We start from the raw sequence: 20,212 nt of genomic DNA, 5'->3' as shown, positions 1-20,212 counted from the left end.
ATCGATGCGGCTCCTGTTTCTCGCGGCGCTTGCGGTCATGACGCTTGCGCCGACGCCGCAGCCGGCAGGGCTTCTCGCCGAAGAGCCGACCTTCGCCGGCGTGCGCGTGCTCTACGGACCCGGCGACGGCTTCAGCGCCGTCGATGCGCGTCTGATCAGCCAGGCGCGCCGTTCGATCGACATGGCGGCCTATGTTCTGACGGACCGCTCATTGACGGCGGCGCTGGGCCGCGCCGCCATGCGCGGCGTGAAGGTGCGCGTCTATCTCGACGGCGACGAGATGGGGCGCGGCGCCTCGCCGATCGAAGACATCGCCGACGCGCCCAATCTCGAGGTGCGCCGCAAGGGGCTCGGGCGCGACCTGATGCATCTCAAATCCTATCAGGTGGATGATCGGGTGTTGCGCAGCGGTTCGGCGAATTTCTCGGTTTCCGGCGAAGTCTATCAGGACAATGACCTGATCGTGATCGAAAGCCCGCAGGCGGCGGCGCGGTTTCGTGAAACCTTCGAGAAATTGTGGTCGCGTCCCGACAATCAGAGGATCGGCGTAAGATGACGCGAGCGGCCGTCGCAGTTCTCGGAGCAGGGGCGTGGGGCGTCGCGCTCGCCAATGTCGCTGCGCAAGGCCGCGCGCGGGTGTCGCTCTGGGCCCATGATCCGCAGGCCGCGCAAGCGCTCGCGCGCGACCGCGAAAACACGCGTCGACTGCCGGGGCTGCCGTTCGCAGCCGCGGTTGCGCCGACGGCGGACATTTCCGTTTTACGTGACGTGGACATCGTCCTTGCCGTCACGCCCGCGCAGGCGATCCGCATGACGGCGCGCGCCGCGCGGCCGCACATGCGGGACGGCGTCGCCTTTATCATTTGCGCCAAGGGCATCGAGCGCGACCGCCACAGGTTCCTCAGCGAAGTCGCGGCGGAAGAATTGCCGCAGGCGCGCATCGCTGTGCTGTCGGGACCCAGTTTCGCCGTCGACGTCTGCCGCGGTCTGCCGACCGCCGTGACGCTCGCGGCGCATGACGAGCCGCTGGCCCAGCGTCTTTGCGAAGAGCTGTCGACAAAGACGTTCCGGCTCTATCGCTCGACGGACGTGCGCGGGGTCGAGATCGGCGGCGCGGCGAAGAACGTTCTCGCCATCGCCGCCGGAATGAGCCACGGGCGGGGACTCGGCGCGAGCGCGCAGGCGGCGCTCATCGCGCGCGGATTTGCCGAGCTGATGCGGCTCGGACGCGCGCTCGGCGCGCGTCAGGAGACGTTGATGGGTCTTTCCGGACTGGGCGATCTCGTGCTGACCTGCGGATCGGCGCAATCGCGCAATTTTGCGCTGGGCGAGGCGCTGGGACGAGGCGTGCCGACGGAAGACGCCGCTCACGGCAAGCTCGCGGAAGGCGCGTTTACGGCGCGCGTCCTGGTTGAAATGGCGCGGGCGCATGATGTCGAACTGCCGATCTCGGAGGCCGTCGACGCCATTCTGTCGGCGCGGCTCAGCGTCGACGGCGCCATTGAAGCGCTTCTCATGCGTCCGCTCAAAGCCGAAGACGAATGATCGCCACTATTTCGAATCCAGGATCTCGCGCATCTTCAACGCCAGCTGCTCGAGGGTGAACGGCTTCGTGAGCAGCTTGACCCCCGGGTCGAGAACGCCGTTGTGCACAATGGCGTTGCGCGTATAGCCGGTGACGAAGAGAACATGGAGATTGTGGCGGCGAAACACCGCCTCTCGCGCGAGCCGGGCGCCGTCCATGCCCGGCATGACCACATCCGTGATCATCAGCGCAATGTCCGGGCGGCGGCGAATGATGTCGATCGCGGCGCGCCCATTCTCCGCCTCCAAAACCGAATACCCGAGTTCGCGCACGCCCTGCGCGGTCACCCGGCGGGCCGTTTCGTCGTCCTCCACGATGAGCACGACTTCTTCCGGATGTCCCAGCGGCGCTTCGATCAGGTTCGACGGCGCAAGCGGCTTTTCGGCGGTCGCTTCGACGTGGTTGTAACGCGGCAGATAGAGCTTGACGCAGCTCCCGCGTCCGGGCTCCGAGTAGATTTTGATGTGGCCGCCCGACTGTTTGACGAATCCATGAACCTGCGAAAGCCCAAGTCCGGTTCCCTTGCCGACGGGTTTGGTGGTGAAGAACGGATCGAACGCGCGCGCAATGATTTCGGACGGCATGCCTTCGCCGGTGTCGGTCACCGCGATCATCACATATTGGCCGGGCTTCACGTCGCCGTTTTCGGCGGCGTAAGCGTCATCGAGATAGCAATTGGCCGTTTCGATCGTCAGCTTGCCGCCATCCGGCATGGCGTCGCGCGCATTGACCGCGAGATTGACGATGGCGGTCTCCAATTCGTGCTGATCGATTTTCGTCGTCCACAGACCGCCGGCGAGCACGGTCTCCAGTTGGATTTTCTCGCCGAGCGCCCGACGCACCATATCCGAGACGCCGGAAACGAATTTATTGGGATCGAACGGCTGCGGCGCCAATGGCTGGCGTCGCGAAAAGGCCAGCAGCCGGCGCACCATCGCCGCGGCGCGGTCGGCGCCGTCCATCGCCGAATCGATCAGTTGGCCATGATCGCCGTCAGAGCCCGCGAGCTTGCGCCGCAGCAGATGAAGACTGGCGACAATGATGCCGAGCATATTGTTGAAGTCGTGCGCGATGCCGCCGGTCAGGTGACCCAGCGCTTCGAGTTTCTGCGACTGCCGCAGCTCTGACTCCAGCGCTTCGCGGCGCGTCGTTTCAGCGATCAACTGATCATAGGCGACCTTGAGGGAATCGCGCGAGGATTCGAGCGCCGTCATCTGCTTTTGCGCATTGAGAAGCGAAAACACGCCGAGCACGACGATCGTGCCGCCGAGCGCCCAGATCGCGGCCTCGAATGCGCCGCGCGCCGAATTGTAATCGCGTTCGCGTGATTCAAGCAGATTGTTCTCGTGCTCGATCATGCCGTCGATGATCGCTTGAAGGCGATCCATCAGCGACTTGCCGCGTCCGGATTTGACAATATGGACCGCGTCGTCCAGTTGCCCGGAGCGCGTGTCGACGATCCCCTCATTGACGATCTGAAGTCGTTCGCTGAGCAGAGGCCTGATCTCGGCGACAGCCTCGAGCTGCCTTGGGCTGTCACGCACGCGTTCCGATATTTCATCGAGAATCACCGGGATCTGACCCGCCGTCTCAAGACATCCCTCCGCGAAGCGTTCGTCGCGGGTGATCATGAAGCCGCGCTGGTCGCTTTCGATCGTCTGCAGCATTCCGTAAAGGCGGTAAAGTTCGCTGCGCACCTCGATCGTGTGGCGCAGCCAAACGCCGGCCGAACGTCGGTGCTCTTCGGCCCGCAGGGCGACGTAAGCGGCGAGCACAAGCACCGCAAATCCCAAAGCGATGCCGAGTAGTCCCGAGGCGACGAACTTACGTGACGGCGACATTTTGTTCCGGCGGGGCGAAAGACGCGCAAGACAATCTATGATGCGCGCCCGATTTGCGAAAGATCAAGGGACCAGTCGCACCGCGCCTTTCGCCGCGCTCGTCGTCATCGACGCATATGCGCGCAGCGCCGCAGTCACTTTGCGCGGCCGGGGGGCCGCCGGCGCGAAGCCTTTGGCGGATTGCTCGGCGCGGCGCGCCGCCAGTTCGTCGTCGGCGACGGCGAGCGTGATGCTGCGCGCCGGGATGTCGATCTCGATCTTGTCGCCGTCTCTGACCAAGGCGATCGCGCCGCCTTCGGCCGCTTCAGGAGAGACGTGGCCGATCGAAAGCCCCGCCGTGCCGCCGGAAAATCTTCCGTCGGTGATCAGCGCGCAGGCCTTGCCGAGCCCTTTCGACTTCAGATAGCTCGTTGGATAGAGCATCTCCTGCATGCCGGGTCCGCCGCGCGGGCCTTCGTAGCGGATGACCACGACGTCGCCAGCCTTTACGTCTCCCGTAAGAATCCCCGAAACGGCCGCGTCCTGGCTTTCATAGACCTTGGCGGGGCCGGAAAACGTCAGAATCGAGTCGTCGACTCCGGCGGTTTTCACAATGCAGCCGTCAAGCGCGAGATTGCCGGTGAGCACGGCCAGTCCGCCATCCTTGGAGAAGGCGTGCGCCGCATCGCGTATCGCGCCTTTCTGGCGATCGTCGTCGAGCGCCTTGTATCGGCGGTCCTGACTGAAAGCGACTTGCGTCGGCACGCCGCCGGGCGCGGCGCGGAAGAATGTGCGCGCCGTCTCGCTCTGCGTGACCGCGATGTCCCAGCGCGCCACCGCGTCGCTGATCGAAGGACTGTGGACGGTCGGAAGATCGCCATGCAACAGACCGGCGCGCAGCAGTTCGCCCAATATGGCGATGACGCCGCCGGCGCGATGCACGTCTTCAAGATGCACGTCGGGCGCGGAAGGCGCGACCTTGCACAGAACCGGCACGCGCCGCGACAGCCGATCAATGTCGGCCATGGTGAAATCGATCTGGGCCTCATGCGCCGCGGCGAGAAGATGCAGCACGGTGTTGGTGGAGCCGCCCATGGCGATGTCGAGCGTAATGGCGTTCTCGAAGGCTTCGAATGTCGCGATCGAGCGCGGCAGCGCGCTGTCGTCGTCCTGCTCATAGTAGCGGCGCGCAAGATCGACGATGAGATGGCCGGCCTCGACAAAGAGTCGTCGGCGATCGGCATGGGTGGCGAGAGTCGATCCATTGCCGGGAAGCGCCAGTCCCAGCGCCTCCGCCAGACAGTTCATGCTGTTCGCGGTGAACATGCCGGAGCATGATCCGCAGGTCGGACAGGCGGAACGTTCGATCGTGGCGACGTCGGCTTCGCTGACCGCGTCATCTGCGCCGGCGATGATCGCGTCGACAAGATCGAGCGCGTGCTCCTTACCGCCGAGCACGACCTTGCCCGCCTCCATCGGACCGCCCGAAACGAACACTGTCGGGATGTTGAGGCGCAGCGCCGCCATCAGCATGCCCGGCGTGATCTTGTCGCAATTGGAGATGCAGACCAGCGCATCGGCGCAATGCGCATTCACCATATATTCGACGCTGTCGGCGATGAGGTCGCGCGAGGGCAGGGAATAGAGCATGCCGTCGTGGCCCATGGCGATGCCGTCATCGATCGCAATGGTGTTGAATTCCTTCGCGACGCCGCCGGCCTTTTCGATCTCAGCGGCGACGAGTTGGCCGAGATCCTTCAAATGCACATGGCCGGGGACGAATTGCGTGAAGGAATTCGCGACCGCGATGATCGGCTTGCCGAAGTCCTCCTCCTTCATGCCTGTCGCGCGCCACAGGCCGCGGGCGCCCGCCATGTTGCGGCCGTGAGTCGTCGTGCGTGAACGGTAAGGAGGCATTGGAATCTCGTCGTCGCGCCGGCTCGTCATTCGAGCCATTCTCAAGACGACTAGCGCAGCGCAGGAACTGCCGCAACTGCGGGCGGCGCAGCCGTAGCCGCGACGTTCGAAGCGCCAAGCTTGGCGCGCCCGGCCAAGACCCCGATGCGCGCGTCGCTTGACTTAAATCGCTTAGCTTAAGCCGCGCGGCGCTCGGCCGAAGGGGCCAGTTGGCTGACGCAATTGCGAACAGCGTCGATCGAAATGAAGCTTTGCCGCTGGAGCATGGACACCGGGAACTCGACGTCGAAGGCCTCTTCCAGCGCCAGCATCGTGCGGATCGCCGCGAAAGGCGTCAGCCCGGCGTTATAGAGATCATCCGAATCCGACAATTGTTCCACCGGGGTGTGCAGTCGGCCGTGTTCTTGCAGTAAACGGCGTATCGTATCCATCATCATCGATCCAACTCCATGAGCCCCGCTGTCTCGCGGGCTGCAGCGTTGTTGTCGCGATTAGCGCGATCGTTACTTGCAATCGTAACTAGCGCAGAAAGGATTCGGGCGCCTCGCCTGAACGCAGGATGAATTGGCCATGCGCGCATCGAGTCGTGGCTTACAAATGGTTAATGAAAGTCGCTTCCGCGCGCCGCGCTGTGGCCGTATTTGTTTTGCTGCGCTATGTTAGCGACGATGCGAACCCCATCGTTTCTTCCACTGTCGCTCGTCTTGTTTTTCGGAGGCTTGCCGACCACTCAGGGACTGGCGCAGGCGATGGACCAGCCGTCGATCGAATCGTTCGGAGAGGATGAGGGCGAGTTTCTTTTTATTCCGGGGATCGGCAGGATTCCCTTGCCGCCGGGCAGTCGGGCGCTCGGCCCGGGAATAGGCGGGCGCGAGCTTGGTCCGGAGCGGCGCGCGCCCTCGGCCGCTGCGCCGCCACCGCCCCCCAAGGACCCTGCGGAACGGCGCGCCGAGGAGATGGCGCGGCTCTATCTGCGCCTGGAGCAGGCCGAAGACGAACGCGAGGCGAAGGGCCTGACGGCGGCGATCGTCAGCCGCTGGTCGCAGTCCCAGTCGGACACAATCGACCTGCTGGCGGCGCGCGCGCTTGCGGCGGACGCCGGCGGCGCGCCGTCGCTCGCGTTGAGACTCCTCGATTACGTGGTGGCGCTCGCGCCACAGTGGGCGGACGGCTATGTGCGTCGCGGCAAGGTGCGGGCCGAGCAGGGGGACGACAGCGGCGCGATCGCCGATCTCGAAACCGCCGCGAGGCTCGAGCCCAAGCGTTTCGACGCCCTCGCCGCGCTTGGCGCGCTTGAAGAAAAAACCGGCGACAAGAAGCGGGCGCTGGCGTCCTACCGGAAGTCGCTCGCGATCTCGCCGCAGCAGGATTCGCTTCGCAAGACGGAAGAGCGTCTGCGGATCGAAGTCGAGGGGCGCGACATCTGAACCCCGCCCCGGGGGAGTGTGATGACGAGCGATAACCACGCCGCGGGCCCGATTGCGCCGGAAGCCCTGGAGCGGCTCTATACGGGAGCGCGGACTCACAATGGCTGGCTTCCCAAGGAGGTTCCGGACAGCCTGCTGGAGCTCGCCGTAGATTACGCCAAATGGGGGCCGACAAGCGCCAACTGCTCGCCGCTGCGCGTCGTCTTTGTGCGCTCGCCGGAGGCCAAGGCGCGGCTCGCGCCGGCGATGTCGGACGCCAATCGCCCGAAGACCATGGCCGCGCCGGCCACCGCAATCATCGCCTATGACCTCGATTTTCCGGATCGTCTCCCGCATCTCTATCCGGCGACGGACGCCCGCTCCTGGTTCGTCGGCAACGAGACGCTGATCGAGGAAACCGCCGTCCGCAACGGCTCGTTGCAGGGCGCCTATCTGCTGCTCGCGCTGCGCGCCATGGGTCTCGACTGCGGACCGATGAGCGGATTCGACCGGGCCAAGGTCGACGCGGAATTCTTCCAAGGAACGCGTATAAAATCCAATTTCCTGATCAATATCGGCTACGGTGATCCGGCCAAGCTCTATCCTCGCGGCCCACGGCTCGCCTTCGAGGAGATCGCCAGCATTCTTTAGGGAGGCCAATCCGCATGACTTTGCGAATCATTCCGCAACGCTTCGCGCCCTATGCGCAGGGTCTGCTGCGCATCGCCGCCGCTTTGCTGTTCATGCAGCACGGCGCCGCCAAGCTCTTCAGCGTTCCGCATGTCGAGATGTTCGACGGTCTGAAGCTGTTCTCGCTGATGGGCGCGGCGGGCGTTCTCGAACTCGTCGGGGGCCTGCTGATGCTCATCGGCCTGCTCACCCGACCTGTCGCCTTCATCCTTTCCGGCCAGATGGCGGTCGCTTATTTCCTCGCCCACGCCGGCGCGAATATTTGGCCGATTCTCAACAAGGGCGAACTCGCTGCGCTCTATTGCTTCGTATTTCTGTTCTTTGCCGTCGCCGGACCGGGGGCCTTTGCGCTGGACCGCGAATGAACGCGAACCTGAAGCGTCGGCGACGACGCGAACGCGTCTCTATTGACATTGGGCGGCGGGAACATATTCCCTTGCGGAATGTCCGAGACGGCCGTCAACGGCAAGCGTCGGTCTCAAGCCCTGGCGCTGCCTAATCTGCTGACCTATGGCCGCGTCGCCGCCGTTCCGGTGGTGGCGGCGCTGCTCCTGGGGTTCAAGGAAGACTGGGCGCGCTGGGCCGCGCTCGGCGTGTTCATAGCGGCTGCCGTGACCGATTTTCTCGACGGCTATTTCGCGCGAATCTGGCAGCAGCAATCGCCGCTCGGGCGCATGCTCGATCCAATCGCCGACAAGCTGCTCGTGGCGACGACTCTGATGGCGCTGGTCGCCGACCAGACTCTCTCCGGCTGGACGATCTGGGCGGCGATCATCATCCTGTGCCGCGAGATCCTCGTTTCCGGATTGCGGGAGCACCTGGCCGAGCTCAAGGTCCGCTTGCCGGTCTCCGCGATCGCCAAGTGGAAAACGGCGGCGCAGCTCGTGGCGCTGGGGTTCCTGATCGCCGGGTCGGCGGGCGAACTCGTTCTCCCCGGCACCGTCAAGATCGGGGCGAGCCTGTTGTGGGCGGCGGCGATTCTGACGCTTTACACGGGGTTCGACTACCTTCAGTCCGCTTGGGATCATTTCGGGGAAGACGAGCCCAGATGAAGGCGCTGTATTTCGCATGGGTGCGCGAACGCATCGGCGTGGCGGAAGAGGACATTGCGCCGCCGGCGGACGTGGCCACGGTTCGCCAGCTGATCGAGTGGCTTTCCGCGCGCGGCGAGGGCTATGCGGCGGCCTTCGCCAACCCGGCGACGATTCGCGCCGCGGTCGACAAAATGCATGCGACGGCCGACGCGCCGATCGGCGCGGCCCGCGAAATCGCCTTTTTCCCGCCGATGACGGGCGGCTGACGTGACGACGCGGCCGGCGCCGTCGGTGCGCGTGCAGGCGGAGGATTTCGATTCGGGGCGCGAGCAGGCGCTACTGACGCGCGGACGACGAGACATTGGCGCGCTCGTCAGCTTCGTCGGCCTCTGCCGGGACGAGGACGGCGCGCTCGACGCGCTGGAGCTCGAACATTATCCGGGCATGGCCGAGGCCGAGATCGCGCGCGTCGCCGATCAGGCGCTCGAGCGCTGGCCGCTGCAGGGCCTGACGGTGATTCATCGATTCGGCCGCATCCGGCCGGGGGAGCAGATCGTGCTCGTGCTGACGGCGTCGCGTCGCCGCGCCGACGCCTTCGCCGCCGCGGAGTTTCTGATGGATTATCTCAAGACCCGCGCTCCCTTCTGGAAAAGGGAGCGTCGCGCCGACGGCGCGGCCGGCGACTGGGTCAGCGCGAAATCCGAGGACGACGCGGCCGCCGAGCGCTGGCGCTAGATCAGCTGCTGCGGCGCAATCAGATGCACGACCCATCCATGCAGCGCGACCGTCGCGACGGCGAGAAAAAGCGTGGCGAGCGTGAAGACGTCGAGATTTTCCTTCGGCACCCGCATCATTGTCGGCAGCCCCACGGAAAAAACATAAATTCCGTAGAAACCAAGCACATCGAGCCAGCGCAGACCGGGCAGCAGACCGAAAAGCGCGGCGAGCCAGACCGGCGTATAGGCATAGGCGATCAGCATCAGGGCCCGGCGGTCGTCGGTCTTCCCTTCAAAATGCGGCGCGATCGCCGATATGACGAAGGCCACGAGGAAGAAGGCCGGCAGGCTGAGCAGATATTGCACGAAGGCGCGATACAGTCCGCCCGAGAAGGTCGGATGCATCACCTCGCCGGAGCCGTATGAAACGCCGAACAGCCACGAGCCGAGGAAACTCGCGAAAGGCGGAAGAAGCGCCAAAATGGCGATATAGTTCTTGTAAAGATCGAGAGTCGACGTCTCCTCTTCCGAAATCTTCGCCCATTCCGTCTGCGGCGTAAGGATTAAGCCCTTGATCCGCGATAGCAATTGCATTCCGGTCTCCGTTCTGTGCGCCGCAAGCGTGAGTTATGGAGGCGATTGCGGAGCCGGGCTTGCGGGCGCCGGGTCCTCCATGCGAGGGAGAGTGCGGCCAGCTGCGGCCGGTTCGATGATCGACGGTGAAATCTAACGCGACGGGCCGCATGAGAAAACTGCTGGAATATTTTTGGCCGGTCGTCGGCCTTATCGCGGTCGTCGCCTCTTTCTTCCTCCTCTATCATGAATTCAAAGGAGAATCGGTCGGCGCTGAGGTCTGGGCCAATCTGAAGGCCATTCCGACGACTCACTATCTGCTCGCTGGAATGTCGACGCTTGTCGCCTATGCGGCGCTCGCCTGGTACGATCGCATCGCCCTCCTGCATTTGGGCATCAAACATATCAACTGGCTGTTCATTTCGATCTGCTCGTTCACGACCTACGCCCTGTCGCACAATATCGGCGCAAGCGTTTTCTCGGGCGCCATGGTGCGCTACCGCGCCTATTCCACCAAGGGGCTGACGGCGACCCAGGTCGCAGCGCTGGTCGTGCTGTGCTCTTACACCTTCGGCTTCGGCAATGTGCTGCTCGCCGGGCTGTTGCTGACCTATGATCCGGCGCTGATGCAGCGGCTGTCCGGCTTCCTGCCGGACATTCTCACGCACCCGCACGCCGCGCTCGGCGTCGGTCTGGCCTGTCTCGGATTCGTCGTTCTCTACGTCATCGGATCGCTCATGCATTTCCGCGCGATCCGGCTGTTCGGACGGTTCGAGATTCTCTATCCGCGCCCCGGCATCATGCTGCGCCAGCTCTTTGCGGCGCCGCTGGAGCTCATTGGCGCGGCCGGCATCATCTATTTCGCGCTGCCGGAGCAGGGCAATCCCGGCTATCTCGTCGTCCTCGGCGCGTTTCTCCTGTCCTTTTCGGCGGCCCTGGTGTCCCATGCGCCGGGCGGGCTCGGCATTTTCGAGCTGCTGTTCATCAATGTCATGCCGGACGTGCCGCGGCTGAAAGTGCTCGCCGCGCTGCTCGTCTGGCGACTCTTCTATCTGATCATCCCGCTGCTGATCGCGCTCGTCGTGGTCGCGCTGTTCGAACGCAAGAAACTCGTCGAGCGCTGGCGCGGGGTGGAGGAGCAGCCCCAAAAATGAAAACGCCGGCCTTCTCTGGCCGGCGCCTTGAGGATTTGGACGTCCGTCGCGGCTAGATGCGATATTGCTGGAGGCGCGTGGTGCGCAGCCCGGCGAGGCCGTGCTGGTCGATCGACATCTGCCAGCTCAAAAATTCGTCGACGGTCAGCGTATAGCGGGTGCAGGCTTCATCGAGCGAAAGAAGGCCCCCGCGCACCGCCGCCACCACTTCCGCCTTGCGCCTGATGACCCAGCGTTTGGTCGAAGCGGGGGGGAGATCCGCAATGGTCAGCGGACTGCCATCGGGACCGATGACATATTTGACACGGGGGCGGTGCGTCTCGGTCATCTCACTCACTCGTTACTCAAAACAGCCACGTTGCAGCGAACGTTATAGACATGTCACTTTAAGAATTGCCTAAACGAATAGGCTCCATAAGCAGCGGAAAATATACCAAATTTTAGGAAGATGCTGCGGACGACAGCGCGTGCGCGCCGACGCTGCAGGCCAATACCAGTCTTGGCGACGTTGTTGCCTGGGTTTGCTTGCGTGGCGCGCGTAATGCCGCGCCGGCGCATTTAGAAATATGCGCGACGATCGCGTTGATTTTGGCGAAGCTTCAAAAACGGGTCGTTAACTGCGTCAACCATTCGGGCGAAGCTGTGACGAGCGCCGCCTCCAATGTCTTGTCGTAGCCTGTGAGAATAAGGCCGCCGATCAGGATCAGCGACGCGCCGAGCGCCTGCTTCGCGCTTTTCCCGACCGTCAGCAGGCGATCGCGCCAGCACGCCATCGCCTGACGCGACAGAGTTCCGAGCAGCATCAGGGGCGCGGCGGTGCCGATCCCGAACGCGGCCATCGTCGCCGTGACGGCGGCGAGATCCTCGCCCCGCGCGGCCAGCACCGACGCTGCGCCGAGCGTCGGGCCGACGCAGGGGCTCCAGACGGCGCCGAGCAGCAGCCCGACGCCGAACTGGCCGAACATGCCGCTTTGGGTCCCGCCGAAGGCCGCGTTCAACCTGTCGCTGAGGGGGCCGCCGGCGGCGGCGACGCGCGCCTGAAGCGCGGGCGCCAACATGATCACGCCGAGTCCGATCAGCAGCCCCGCCGCCACGAAGCGCAGCGATTCGCCGTCGAGGCCGACAGCGAATCCGATCGTCGCGACAAAGACGCCGATCGCTACGAAGGAGATCGCGACGCCGAGCGCAAGCAGCACGGGCGCATAGCGGTGCTCCGCCGCCGCGGCGCCGAGCACCAGCGGCAGGAGCGGCAGGACGCAGGGCGACAGCGTCGAGAGGAGGCCGGCGACGAAGGCGACGCCGATAGCGCCGAACTCCATGATTTACAACGCCTTCGAGACAAGCGCCGAGATCGCGCCGGGATCGGTCGCGCCCACCGAGCGTCCGACTTCCTTGCCATCCTTGAAGACGATGATCGTGCTTTGCCGGTTGGCCTTCAATGCGCGGAGCGCGTTCTTCTGGCTGTCGAAATCGACGCGAAACATGTCGACGCCGGCATAGGCCGGATCGGATTCGACGCGCTGCATGATCGGCTCCTGCGCGCGACAGGTCGGGCACCATGGCGCATAGACATGCACGATGATGGGCTTACCGGCCTTTTGCGCGGCGGCGAAAGCCTCCTGCGTGAAATTTTGCGAAGCGGCGAATGCGGGGGCGCCCGCGAGAACGGCGGCGCCAAAGGCGCAGGCGATAGCGGCGAAGCGACGACGCGAGATCATGGGCTCTCCTCGAAAGACGCGCTTTGCGCGCACGGCGGTCAGGATTATGGAAGGAACATAATGACGGCTGCGCCTGAAACCAAATCCCCACGCGCATGAACGACTGCATCGGCGTCATCCTTGCCGGCGGCCTGGCGCGGCGCATGGGCGGAGGCGACAAGCCGCTCGTCGAGATCGGCGGACGGCCAATCCTCCAGCATGTGATCGATCGCTTGAAGCCGCAGTGCGGGTCTCTCGCGATCAACGCCAATGGCGATCCCGCGCGTTTCGCGCGCTTTGGGTTGCCGGTCGTCGCAGATTCCGTCGACGGCTTTGCGGGGCCGCTCGCCGGCGTTCTCGCCGGTATGGACTTTGGCGCCGCCAGGGGCGCAACGCATGTGCTGACCGCGCCGGGCGACACGCCATTCCTGCCGGCCGATCTCCTGTCGCGGCTCGAAGCGGCGCGACGGCGGACGGACGCCGCGATCGCCGTCGCCGCATCGGATGCGCGCGCCCATCACGCGGTCGCGCTATGGCCGGTCGCGATGCGGGAAGATCTGCGGCGCGCCCTTGTTGACGAAGGCGAGCGCAGGGTTTCGGCCTTCATCGGACGCTTTGCGAACGTCGTCGTCGAATGGCCGGTCGAACCTTACGACCCGTTCTTCAACGTCAACAAACCTGTGGATCTGGCGCGCGCCGTCGCGATAGCCAAGGCGGAATCGCGCAGCTAGATTGACGCGACGGAATGCTTGAAGAAACAGGCGGCGAGACGGACATGAGCGAGCAGGCAAAGAAGGGGCTGACGAGCAGGGTGCAGGAGGAGGCCAAGTCCTTCCTACCGGTGTTCCTTTACATTTGGTTCCTGCTCGCCGTTCTCGGCGTCTACAAGTCGATTGTTCTGTCAAAGGCGCATATCGTCGAACATCAGAGCATCGCCATCGTCAAGGCGCTGACGTTCGCCAAGGTGGTGTTTGTCGCCAACAAATTCGGCGTCTGGCGCGGCTTCGACAAAATGCCGCTGATCGTGCCGATCCTGGCCAAGTCGTTCCTCTTCGGCGTGCTGCTCATCGACATGGACATGCTCGAGCAGGCGCTGCTCGCGCAATTTTGGCCGACGCACGCGGACCATAATGGCTTTGACCTTTATAATATGCGCACCCTGTTGTCGGTCGCGCTCGTCACCTTCGCCGCCCTGATCCCGTTCTTCGGCTATCGCGAATTCGCCAAGGTGATCGGCGCAGAGGAACTGCGAAAAACGCTTTTCGTGCGCCGCGAGAATTTCGTTCCACAGGGCCAGGCCGAGCGCGCGCCGGCCGCCGCCCCGGCCGAGACCATCAAGCGCTAAACGAATCCCGGATCGATCGTGACGGCGCCCTCGAGCCACGGCGGCGTCGGCAGGTTTTGGCCGCGCAGGAACGCAGCGTTGAACAGCTTCGAGGCGTATCTTGCGCCGCCGTCGCAGAGCACGGTCACGATCGTGTTGCCGGGGCCGAGATCGCGCGCGAGTCGGATGGCCCCAGCGACGTTGATTCCGGAAGAGCCGCCCAGCAGCAGGCCTTCCTGCTCGGCGAGGTCGAAGACGACCCGCAGCGCCTCGTCGTCCGGTATGCGATAGGCGACGTCGACCGGCGCGCCTTCGAGATTGGCGGTGATCCGGCCCTGGCCGATCCCCTCCGTGATCGACGAGCCTTCGGACTTCAGTTCGCCGGTCGTGTAATAGGAATAGAGCGCCGCGCCGAACGGATCGGCCAGACCGATCTTCACTTCCGGATTTCGTTCCTTGAGCGCCATGCCGACGCCGGCGAGCGTGCCGCCGGTGCCGCAAGCGCAGATGAAGGCGTCGACCGCGCCGTCCAGCGCTTCGTAAATCTCGGGGCCCGTCGTGGTGAGATGCGCGACGCGATTGGCCACATTGTCGAACTGGTTGGCCCAGATCGCGCCATTCGGCTCCTCCCGGGCGAGGCGCTCGGCGAGGCGGCCGGAAAGCTTCACGTAATTGTTGGGATTGGCGTAGGGAACCGCCGGCACTTCGACCAGCTGCGCGCCCTGCAGGCGCAGCATGTCCTTCTTTTCCTGGCTCTGGGTCTGGGGAATGACGATCACGGTCCGAAAGCCGAGCGCATTGGCGACGAGCGCCAGGCCGATGCCGGTGTTGCCGGCCGTGCCCTCGACGATGACCCCGCCCGGCTTCAACGCGCCTCTGGCGCGGGCGTCCTCGACGATCGACAGGGCGGCGCGATCTTTCACGGAGCCGCCCGGATTCATGAATTCGGCCTTGCCGAGGATGCGGCAGCCGGTCGCCTTGGACGCGCCGCGCAATTCGATGAGCGGCGTGCGCCCGATGGCTTCGATGACGTTGGAGGCGACGGTCATTGATCGTTCCTGGCGAGTGGCGGGTCGTTCCTAGCTGAGCGGCGTCTCTCGCTCAAAGGCGAAAATCGCGCCATGGCGCGCGCATTCGCCGGGCGCCAGCGTGCGCATCGAAGGCTTCTCATAGAGATCGCCGTAGAAGTCGTCGGGATCGGCATGACCTGTCCAGGGCTCTATGCACAGATAGGGGGCCGGCGGCAGCGTCCAGAATCCGACATGCGGGAAATCCTCCAGCATGACCGACAGGCGCGCGCCGTCTCCATTGTCAAAGATGAGGCTGCGGCTCGCGATATTCAAAAAGCACAAAGCCTCGCGCCTGAACATCTCCGGGTCGAGCGGCAACCGCCGGCCGGCGAGCGGCGTCTTGCGGACCCGCTTGGAGAGAAGCCCGCCCGGTTCGACGATGGGAACTTCGGGACGCTCCGCCGTCTCGAAGACGATCGCGTGCGGCGCGGCGGAGCCGGCGAGCGGCCAGCGAAAGGCTGGGTGCAGCCCGCAGGCGTAGGGAAGCGGCCGCGCGTCGGCGTTTGTGACGATCAGCCGGTTCTCGAGCGCGCCGGCGCTGAGCCGGAACTCCACTTCAAAGCGGAAGGCGAAGGGATAAAGCGCGCGCGTCTCGTCGTCGTCGACCAGCGCGAGGCGCAGATAGTCGTCCCGCCGCTCGGCGATATCGAAGCGCTTTTTCCAGGCGAAGCCGTGGAGGACGAGCGGGTAGGTCCGGCCGTCGACGCGCACGCCGCCGTCGCGGGTCCAGCCGACGATGGGAAACAGCACGGGCGCGGTTTGATCCCAGATCTTGGGGTCCTTCGCCCAGATCATGTCGACCCCCTTCGCGCGCCAGGCGAAAAGCTCGGCGCCGAAGGTCAGAATCTGCGCGCTGTCGCCGGAGGAATGGGTGAGCTGAATCGCTTCGGTCATCGCGCGATCCTAACGCGGCGCTCAAGTCCAAGCGAATATTTGCGAAATCGGCGCGGGCGAGAGCCTGGCGGCCGCACTGGCGCGGAATGTCGGAGCTCAGTTAAAGGCCGCGCAAAGTCTCGCCGAGCCTCAGATAGATCTCGCGATGCGCGTCGCGAAGTCCGGGCACCCAGGGTTTGAGCTGCGCCCCGATGACGGCGTCGAAATGGTCGAATCTCGCGCCGATCGCCTTGTCGAGATACTCGTAATACCAGCGCCCCGGCTCGAGCTTCCTGCGGGTGAAGACGCCTTCGCCTCCGACCGGCTCTTCCCGCGCCGTAAACGGAAAGCGCTGCGAGATGACGCTCACCGCGCCGTCGTTGGGCCGCCATTGCGGCAGCGATAGACAGCCGCCGCCCCAGCCGATGATCGGCGCCTTGGCGAATTTCGCCTCTCGCGCCTGATAGAGCGCCGGCTGCCAAAGTATCGGATGAATTGTCGGATCGGGGCGCCAGGTCCTGCCGAAAAAGCCCGACGCGCGGACATGCGTCGCATTGGTCACGAGCGACAGATAGTAAGTGCCCGGATGCGATCTGAATCGCGCATTGGCGTTGCGGCAGCCCTGCAGCGTCATGTCGAAGGCAAGATTGTCCTCGCCCGAGACGAAGGCGCCCGCATCGAGACGCTCCATCGCCTCTTGCGAGGCCGCTGCGCCCTCGGTCCAGTGATCGAGATGCAGATCGAAGGGCCTGCGCATGGCGCTGGGCACGCCGGCCGCCATGCCGAGAAATTTGAACGACTCCGCAATCAGACGGCTCGGCCTGCGCGTCAGCCGGCCGTTTTGGCGGTCGCAGCCATAGCCATAGGGAAGCAACGACCCGTTGATGGCGCCGGCGACGCTGACCACGCCTTCGATCCAGTCGGCGGTGGTGCCGCGCCCCCAGAAATCGCTGGCGAGCAGCGCCTGCAACTGCATGGCGGTCTGGACGCCTGCGCCATGTCCGACGAGCACCACGGGGTTCTCTTCCGACCAGTCCGGGGCGAAAGGGACCGCATATTCCCGCGAGTAACGGGCATGGCGCGCTTCGCTGCTGTGCTGCGCGCCATAGTCGATCCGTCCGCCGCCGATCTGCGCGAAAAGTTCGCAGGCGCGGTCGTGAAAGGAGCTGATCGGACCGACTTTCGCCTCATGGACCGCGAAGGGTTCGCCGATCTGGTCGAGAGCGTCGCCCCAATAGGGAAGTCCGAATTCTTGAGGGCCCCAGCCAAAGAAATCATGCACGAAAATGATGTGAGTCGATTTGAGCGCCATCCGCCGATCCGAAATAATGAAAATTCAAACCCTTCGACGCTCAGGCGAGCGCGTCGTACGTGTAGAACGCGCTCACGTCCAACATTTCGCGCGGCGTCGCGCCGCCGCCGAGCGGCGAACTGATCGGATCGTCGAGGCGGTGGCCCTTGAGATCGGCCCCCGCCGTCATATCGGGCGCATAGACGCGCCCGTTTCTGACCATCCAGCTTTCCCACAGGCGATCGATGTTGCAGTGATTGAGAAAGAAAACCGGATCGTTGGGCGAGGAGCCGAGCAACATCTCTCCGCCGACCCAGACGTGAACCAGATTGTGCAGCCAAGTCTCCGCGACGCCGGCGTCGTTCATCCACCCTTCGACGCGATTGCGGAAACTGCTCGCGTCGGCGTCCCAGCCCGGCGCGTCGTAATTCGTCAGCGCCAGCGCATTGGCGACATGCGCGGTTTTCGGCAGCGCGCCGGCGCTGACGCCAAAGGCGCGCCGAAGGCCGCGGTTCACCGAGCGCAGTTCGCCTGAGATATTCGTCGAGATGCGCACCCTGAACGCCGAAGGATCATTGGCGCGGAATGCAAAAGGCCCGGTGGAGACCGGGTTGCCGGCGCCGCCCATGCACTCCACGCCCCAGATGGCGGCGGCCGCCTGCTGCTGGGGCGGCAGGTCGCCGTCCTCCGCCCAGTCCCAGTAGGGCAGGCCGAAATTCGCGTCATCCAACGCGCGCTGGAGGTTTTGCTCGAAGACCATCAGCATCAAACGATGCCATGGCGCGAAAACGGGTCCGCGATGCGCAGCGTTGCGCTGCGCCGGATTTCCGGGCGGCGTCTCGATCATCATCGCCGTGACGTGCCAGACGACGAAAAGATCATAGGCGCTCACGGCGCGCGCCGCGCCGGGAATCCCGAATTCATCGGTCGTTCGGCCGGACGGCTCTTTTTTCAGTCGCTTGACGCCTTCGATGAATTGATCGCGGACGGTCGAATCCGCGTGAATATTTTTTCGGACGACGGGCATCGTCTGAACTCCTGATCGTCAATGCTTGTGCTTTGAACCCTTCTTCGAACCTGTCTTCGCACCCTTCTTGGCGGCGGGCGGCTTCTTGCGCGCCGCCGGGGTCCGCGCCTTGCGTTTGGCCGGTTTGCGTTCGAATTCCTCGGGAAAGCCGTCGATCAACGCCCGAACCATGTCGACGGCGGAAGCGGTCTGGTAGTTGGGCAGGGCATGGCAATGAACCTTGCCGGCGGCGTCGACGCCCAGCGGCGCGCGAATCTTCCTGCCATCGACCAGGATCTTGTAGGTCGTGACGATTTCGATCGCGTGGCCGTTGTATTCGTCCGTGCGCACCGACTGCGCGCCGCGCGCGCCATGCCCGGCGTGCGTGGACGCCTTGTCGCGCGTTCGCGTCAGGTAGTCGCCGAGTTTGCGAGGGGTCGCGCCCGATTCGAGCTTCCTGGTCTCCATAAAGCGCTCCGCTCACAATCCTTTTGCTTCGACCCGAGGGAGCGGCTCTCGATGGCGTTCGCATCGCGACGGGAGGGCGTTCCGTGAATCGCTAAGTCAGGGAAAAGATTACAGACTTTCGTCAGATCGACGCCTCATCAAAACGGATTGGATAGAACATATTTCACTGGAAATATGGCGCGGCGATTGACAACGCTGTCAAGCCGGCTGGGCAACAGTTTGAGCTGCGAGGCGATTTCTCGCGCAATGCGTTCGCGCCGCCGCCGCGACAGGACGAACTTGCGTCCGTCGTCGGCAGCGCTTAGCGACTGCTTCGAGGCAGCCATATCCTTCGAGGCAGCCATGTCCGATTCGATGGTTCCGGCCTTTTTCGGGGTCGAGCGCTCCGTGCTCGGCCGACGTTGGCGCGGTCGGCTCGATGCGCGCGGCGAGGCGCAGGCGCTTGCGCTCGCCCAGACGCATGGGATCGACGATTTCCTCGCGCGCGTGATCGCGGGGCGCGGCGTGACGGTCGCCGACGCCGCCGCCTATCTCGATCCGAAGCTGCGCGACCTCATGCCGGATCCCTCTTCGCTGCGCGATTTGGACGCCGCGGCCGAGCGCCTTGCGCGCGCGATCGAAAAGGGAGAGCAGATCGCGATTTTCGGCGACTATGACGTCGATGGAGCCTGCGCGTCGGCGCTGCTCGTCGACTTCTGGCGCGCGGCTGGCGCACCGGAGCCCTTGGTCCACATTCCGGACCGGATCGTCGAAGGCTATGGGCCAAATATCGAGGCGATCCGCGATCTCGCCGGGCGCGGCGCGACGCTCCTGGCGACGGTCGATTGCGGGACCACGAGCCATGAGGCTTTGGCCGTCGCCCGCGAACTGGGGCTCGACGTCATCGTTCTCGATCACCATCAGGCGCCTGAACGCCTGCCGGACGCGATCGTCGTCAATCCCAACCGCCAGGACGATCTTTCGGGGCAGGGCGCGCTCTGCGCCGCCGGCGTCGTTTTTCTTACGCTCGTTGGATTGTCGCGGACGCTGCGGGGGCGCGGCTGGTGGCATGACGATCGGCCAGCGCCGGACCTGCTCGCCGCGCTCGATCTCGTCGCGCTGGCCACCGTCGCCGACGTCGCGCCGCTCGCGCGGCTGAACCGGGCGCTCGTCGCCAAAGGTCTGACCGTGATGGCGGCGCGATCGCGTCTGGGGCTCGCCGCGCTGATGGACGCCGCCCGTCTGGATGGGCCGCCGCGCGCCTCTCATCTCGGATTTGCGCTCGGTCCGCGCATCAACGCCGGCGGCCGCATTGGCGACGCAGGCCTCGGCGCGCGCCTACTGACGCTCGCCGATCCCCTGGAGGCGCGTCGCATCGCCCTCGAGTTGGACCGGCTGAACTGCGAGCGACAACTCGTCGAGAAGGCGACGCTCGAACAGGCGATCGCGCAGGCTGAGGCGCAATTGGCGCGATCCAATCGATTGTCATGCCTCGTGGTCGAAGGCGAGGATTGGCATCCAGGCGTCGCGGGACTGATCGCGTCACGCTTAAAGGATCGCTTTAATATACCTTCATTTGTTATTGCTTTTACAATTGAATTAGGAACTG

General features: G+C 64.6%; 25 protein-coding genes. 12 read left to right on the top strand and 13 right to left on the bottom strand.

Annotated elements, in window-relative coordinates:
• Positions 1–4: 4 nt before the first annotated feature.
• Positions 5–556: a phospholipase D-like domain-containing protein gene (locus AB7F41_RS10320; RefSeq protein ID WP_428381052.1), complete on the top strand. Its 552-nt coding sequence runs from the start codon at positions 5–7 to the stop codon at positions 554–556.
• On the top strand, positions 553–1,545 hold the full coding sequence (locus tag AB7F41_RS10315; protein ID WP_428381050.1) for an NAD(P)H-dependent glycerol-3-phosphate dehydrogenase: 993 nt from the start codon (positions 553–555) through the stop codon (positions 1,543–1,545). Before AB7F41_RS10320 ends, AB7F41_RS10315 begins: the two co-directional genes overlap by 4 nt.
• Positions 1,546–1,551: 6 nt before the next feature.
• Here the strand turns inward: AB7F41_RS10315 and AB7F41_RS10310 are convergent, their stop codons facing one another.
• The 3 genes from AB7F41_RS10310 to AB7F41_RS10300 all read right to left on the bottom strand — a co-directional run bounded on the left by AB7F41_RS10310 (position 1,552) and on the right by AB7F41_RS10300 (position 5,756).
• Positions 1,552–3,426, bottom strand: coding sequence for a CHASE3 domain-containing protein (locus tag AB7F41_RS10310; RefSeq protein WP_428381048.1), 1,875 nt, complete (start codon positions 3,424–3,426; stop codon positions 1,552–1,554).
• Between the two features lie 63 nt (positions 3,427–3,489).
• Positions 3,490–5,322 carry a dihydroxy-acid dehydratase gene (ilvD, locus tag AB7F41_RS10305; RefSeq protein ID WP_428381046.1) on the bottom strand — a complete coding sequence of 611 codons (1,833 nt, stop codon included), beginning with the start codon at positions 5,320–5,322 and terminating at the stop codon, positions 3,490–3,492.
• A gap of 176 nt (positions 5,323–5,498) precedes the next feature.
• Positions 5,499–5,756 carry an acyl carrier protein gene (locus tag AB7F41_RS10300; RefSeq protein ID WP_428381110.1) on the bottom strand — a complete coding sequence of 86 codons (258 nt, stop codon included), beginning with the start codon at positions 5,754–5,756 and terminating at the stop codon, positions 5,499–5,501.
• A 285-nt stretch (positions 5,757–6,041) separates the two neighbouring features.
• Between AB7F41_RS10300 and AB7F41_RS10295 the strand changes: the two genes are divergently transcribed.
• From AB7F41_RS10295 to AB7F41_RS10270, 6 genes are all read left to right on the top strand, one after another.
• Positions 6,042–6,749 (top strand): hypothetical protein, encoded by a 708-nt coding sequence (locus AB7F41_RS10295; protein ID WP_428381044.1) that lies wholly within the window; start codon positions 6,042–6,044, stop codon positions 6,747–6,749.
• A 21-nt stretch (positions 6,750–6,770) separates the two neighbouring features.
• Positions 6,771–7,379, top strand: a complete 609-nt coding sequence (locus AB7F41_RS10290) for a malonic semialdehyde reductase (protein ID WP_428381042.1) — start codon at positions 6,771–6,773, stop codon at positions 7,377–7,379.
• A 14-nt stretch (positions 7,380–7,393) separates the two neighbouring features.
• Complete coding sequence (locus tag AB7F41_RS10285) at positions 7,394–7,783, top strand: DoxX family protein (protein ID WP_428381040.1); 390 nt, start codon at positions 7,394–7,396, stop codon at positions 7,781–7,783.
• A gap of 78 nt (positions 7,784–7,861) precedes the next feature.
• Complete coding sequence (gene pgsA, locus AB7F41_RS10280) at positions 7,862–8,470, top strand: CDP-diacylglycerol--glycerol-3-phosphate 3-phosphatidyltransferase (RefSeq protein WP_428381038.1); 609 nt, start codon at positions 7,862–7,864, stop codon at positions 8,468–8,470.
• Entirely contained in the window at positions 8,467–8,718 is a 252-nt protein-coding gene (gene moaD, locus AB7F41_RS10275; RefSeq protein ID WP_428381036.1) for a molybdopterin converting factor subunit 1, read from the top strand. The genes pgsA and moaD overlap by 4 nt, the downstream gene beginning before the upstream one ends.
• A gap of 1 nt (position 8,719) precedes the next feature.
• Entirely contained in the window at positions 8,720–9,187 is a 468-nt protein-coding gene (locus tag AB7F41_RS10270) for a molybdenum cofactor biosynthesis protein MoaE (RefSeq protein WP_428381034.1), read from the top strand.
• Here the strand turns inward: AB7F41_RS10270 and AB7F41_RS10265 are convergent.
• Positions 9,184–9,762: a Yip1 family protein gene (locus tag AB7F41_RS10265; RefSeq protein ID WP_428381032.1), complete on the bottom strand. Its 579-nt coding sequence runs from the start codon at positions 9,760–9,762 to the stop codon at positions 9,184–9,186. The two genes, AB7F41_RS10270 and AB7F41_RS10265, sit on opposite strands and share 4 nt — an antisense overlap.
• A gap of 149 nt (positions 9,763–9,911) precedes the next feature.
• Here AB7F41_RS10265 and AB7F41_RS10260 point away from each other — a divergent pair, with 149 nt between their 5' ends.
• Positions 9,912–10,895 (top strand): lysylphosphatidylglycerol synthase transmembrane domain-containing protein, encoded by a 984-nt coding sequence (locus AB7F41_RS10260; protein ID WP_428381030.1) that lies wholly within the window; start codon positions 9,912–9,914, stop codon positions 10,893–10,895.
• A 52-nt stretch (positions 10,896–10,947) separates the two neighbouring features.
• Here AB7F41_RS10260 and AB7F41_RS10255 read toward each other — a convergent pair whose 3' ends face one another.
• From AB7F41_RS10255 to AB7F41_RS10245, 3 genes are all read right to left on the bottom strand, one after another.
• The gene (locus AB7F41_RS10255; RefSeq protein ID WP_428381028.1) at positions 10,948–11,223 is read right to left on the bottom strand and encodes a DUF1153 domain-containing protein; all 276 of its coding nucleotides are present in this window, start codon (positions 11,221–11,223) and stop codon (positions 10,948–10,950) included.
• Between the two features lie 271 nt (positions 11,224–11,494).
• Entirely contained in the window at positions 11,495–12,214 is a 720-nt protein-coding gene (locus AB7F41_RS10250; RefSeq protein ID WP_428381027.1) for a cytochrome c biogenesis CcdA family protein, read from the bottom strand.
• Between the two features lie 3 nt (positions 12,215–12,217).
• Positions 12,218–12,613 (bottom strand): thioredoxin family protein, encoded by a 396-nt coding sequence (locus AB7F41_RS10245; RefSeq protein WP_428381025.1) that lies wholly within the window; start codon positions 12,611–12,613, stop codon positions 12,218–12,220.
• A gap of 95 nt (positions 12,614–12,708) precedes the next feature.
• On the opposite strand from AB7F41_RS10245, the gene mobA reads away from it, so the two are divergent.
• Together mobA and AB7F41_RS10235 are read left to right on the top strand one after the other, a co-directional pair.
• Positions 12,709–13,323 carry a molybdenum cofactor guanylyltransferase MobA gene (mobA, locus tag AB7F41_RS10240; RefSeq protein ID WP_428381023.1) on the top strand — a complete coding sequence of 205 codons (615 nt, stop codon included), beginning with the start codon at positions 12,709–12,711 and terminating at the stop codon, positions 13,321–13,323.
• A 14-nt stretch (positions 13,324–13,337) separates the two neighbouring features.
• Positions 13,338–13,937 (top strand): hypothetical protein, encoded by a 600-nt coding sequence (locus AB7F41_RS10235; protein ID WP_428406566.1) that lies wholly within the window; start codon positions 13,338–13,340, stop codon positions 13,935–13,937.
• Here AB7F41_RS10235 and AB7F41_RS10230 read toward each other — a convergent pair.
• The 6 genes from AB7F41_RS10230 to AB7F41_RS10205 all read right to left on the bottom strand — a co-directional run bounded on the left by AB7F41_RS10230 (position 13,934) and on the right by AB7F41_RS10205 (position 18,968).
• Complete coding sequence (locus tag AB7F41_RS10230) at positions 13,934–14,965, bottom strand: cysteine synthase A (protein WP_428381019.1); 1,032 nt, start codon at positions 14,963–14,965, stop codon at positions 13,934–13,936. The genes AB7F41_RS10235 and AB7F41_RS10230 overlap by 4 nt on opposite strands.
• Positions 14,966–14,995: 30 nt before the next feature.
• Entirely contained in the window at positions 14,996–15,880 is an 885-nt protein-coding gene (locus AB7F41_RS10225; protein ID WP_428381017.1) for an aldose 1-epimerase family protein, read from the bottom strand.
• Positions 15,881–15,980: 100 nt separating this feature from the next.
• A complete protein-coding gene (locus AB7F41_RS10220; RefSeq protein ID WP_428381016.1) occupies positions 15,981–17,171 on the bottom strand; it encodes a lipase in 1,191 nt (396 codons plus the stop codon).
• A gap of 40 nt (positions 17,172–17,211) precedes the next feature.
• A complete protein-coding gene (locus tag AB7F41_RS10215) occupies positions 17,212–18,177 on the bottom strand; it encodes a tyrosinase family protein (RefSeq protein ID WP_428381014.1) in 966 nt (321 codons plus the stop codon).
• Positions 18,178–18,195: 18 nt separating this feature from the next.
• Positions 18,196–18,624: a hypothetical protein gene (locus AB7F41_RS10210; RefSeq protein WP_428381012.1), complete on the bottom strand. Its 429-nt coding sequence runs from the start codon at positions 18,622–18,624 to the stop codon at positions 18,196–18,198.
• Positions 18,625–18,761: 137 nt separating this feature from the next.
• A complete protein-coding gene (locus AB7F41_RS10205) occupies positions 18,762–18,968 on the bottom strand; it encodes a hypothetical protein (RefSeq protein ID WP_428381010.1) in 207 nt (68 codons plus the stop codon).
• On the opposite strand from AB7F41_RS10205, the gene AB7F41_RS10200 reads away from it, so the two are divergent.
• The coding region (locus AB7F41_RS10200) for a single-stranded-DNA-specific exonuclease RecJ (RefSeq protein ID WP_428406565.1) at positions 18,967–20,212 on the top strand (1,246 nt) is incomplete at its 3' end. The two genes, AB7F41_RS10205 and AB7F41_RS10200, sit on opposite strands and share 2 nt — an antisense overlap.

Origin of the sequence: Methylocystis sp. (assembly GCF_050251305.1) — a bacterium.
GTDB lineage: Bacteria > Pseudomonadota > Alphaproteobacteria > Rhizobiales > Beijerinckiaceae > Methylocystis.
This window is presented reverse-complemented; position numbering and strand designations above follow the sequence as displayed.

Excerpts from the sequence above, each read along its gene's own strand:
- AB7F41_RS10290 (WP_428381042.1), top strand. The coding sequence starts at position 6,771 with ATGACGAGCGATAACCACGCCGCGGGCCCGATTGCGCCGGAAGCCCTG.
- AB7F41_RS10320 (WP_428381052.1), top strand. The coding sequence starts at position 5 with ATGCGGCTCCTGTTTCTCGCGGCGCTTGCGGTCATGACGCTTGCGCCG.
- pgsA (WP_428381038.1), top strand. The coding sequence starts at position 7,862 with ATGTCCGAGACGGCCGTCAACGGCAAGCGTCGGTCTCAAGCCCTGGCG.
- AB7F41_RS10235 (WP_428406566.1), top strand. The coding sequence starts at position 13,338 with ATGCTTGAAGAAACAGGCGGCGAGACGGACATGAGCGAGCAGGCAAAG.
- AB7F41_RS10265 (WP_428381032.1), bottom strand. The coding sequence starts at position 9,762 with ATGCAATTGCTATCGCGGATCAAGGGCTTAATCCTTACGCCGCAGACG.
- AB7F41_RS10260 (WP_428381030.1), top strand. The coding sequence starts at position 9,912 with ATGAGAAAACTGCTGGAATATTTTTGGCCGGTCGTCGGCCTTATCGCG.
- AB7F41_RS10210 (WP_428381012.1), bottom strand. The coding sequence starts at position 18,624 with ATGGAGACCAGGAAGCTCGAATCGGGCGCGACCCCTCGCAAACTCGGC.
- AB7F41_RS10300 (WP_428381110.1), bottom strand. The coding sequence starts at position 5,756 with ATGATGGATACGATACGCCGTTTACTGCAAGAACACGGCCGACTGCAC.
- AB7F41_RS10225 (WP_428381017.1), bottom strand. The coding sequence starts at position 15,880 with ATGACCGAAGCGATTCAGCTCACCCATTCCTCCGGCGACAGCGCGCAG.
- AB7F41_RS10285 (WP_428381040.1), top strand. The coding sequence starts at position 7,394 with ATGACTTTGCGAATCATTCCGCAACGCTTCGCGCCCTATGCGCAGGGT.
- AB7F41_RS10230 (WP_428381019.1), bottom strand. The coding sequence starts at position 14,965 with ATGACCGTCGCCTCCAACGTCATCGAAGCCATCGGGCGCACGCCGCTC.
- AB7F41_RS10310 (WP_428381048.1), bottom strand. The coding sequence starts at position 3,426 with ATGTCGCCGTCACGTAAGTTCGTCGCCTCGGGACTACTCGGCATCGCT.
- AB7F41_RS10205 (WP_428381010.1), bottom strand. The coding sequence starts at position 18,968 with ATGGCTGCCTCGAAGGATATGGCTGCCTCGAAGCAGTCGCTAAGCGCT.
- ilvD (WP_428381046.1), bottom strand. The coding sequence starts at position 5,322 with ATGCCTCCTTACCGTTCACGCACGACGACTCACGGCCGCAACATGGCG.
- AB7F41_RS10220 (WP_428381016.1), bottom strand. The coding sequence starts at position 17,171 with ATGGCGCTCAAATCGACTCACATCATTTTCGTGCATGATTTCTTTGGC.
- AB7F41_RS10255 (WP_428381028.1), bottom strand. The coding sequence starts at position 11,223 with ATGACCGAGACGCACCGCCCCCGTGTCAAATATGTCATCGGTCCCGAT.
- AB7F41_RS10215 (WP_428381014.1), bottom strand. The coding sequence starts at position 18,177 with ATGCCCGTCGTCCGAAAAAATATTCACGCGGATTCGACCGTCCGCGAT.
- mobA (WP_428381023.1), top strand. The coding sequence starts at position 12,709 with ATGAACGACTGCATCGGCGTCATCCTTGCCGGCGGCCTGGCGCGGCGC.
- AB7F41_RS10315 (WP_428381050.1), top strand. The coding sequence starts at position 553 with ATGACGCGAGCGGCCGTCGCAGTTCTCGGAGCAGGGGCGTGGGGCGTC.
- AB7F41_RS10250 (WP_428381027.1), bottom strand. The coding sequence starts at position 12,214 with ATGGAGTTCGGCGCTATCGGCGTCGCCTTCGTCGCCGGCCTCCTCTCG.
- moaD (WP_428381036.1), top strand. The coding sequence starts at position 8,467 with ATGAAGGCGCTGTATTTCGCATGGGTGCGCGAACGCATCGGCGTGGCG.
- AB7F41_RS10245 (WP_428381025.1), bottom strand. The coding sequence starts at position 12,613 with ATGATCTCGCGTCGTCGCTTCGCCGCTATCGCCTGCGCCTTTGGCGCC.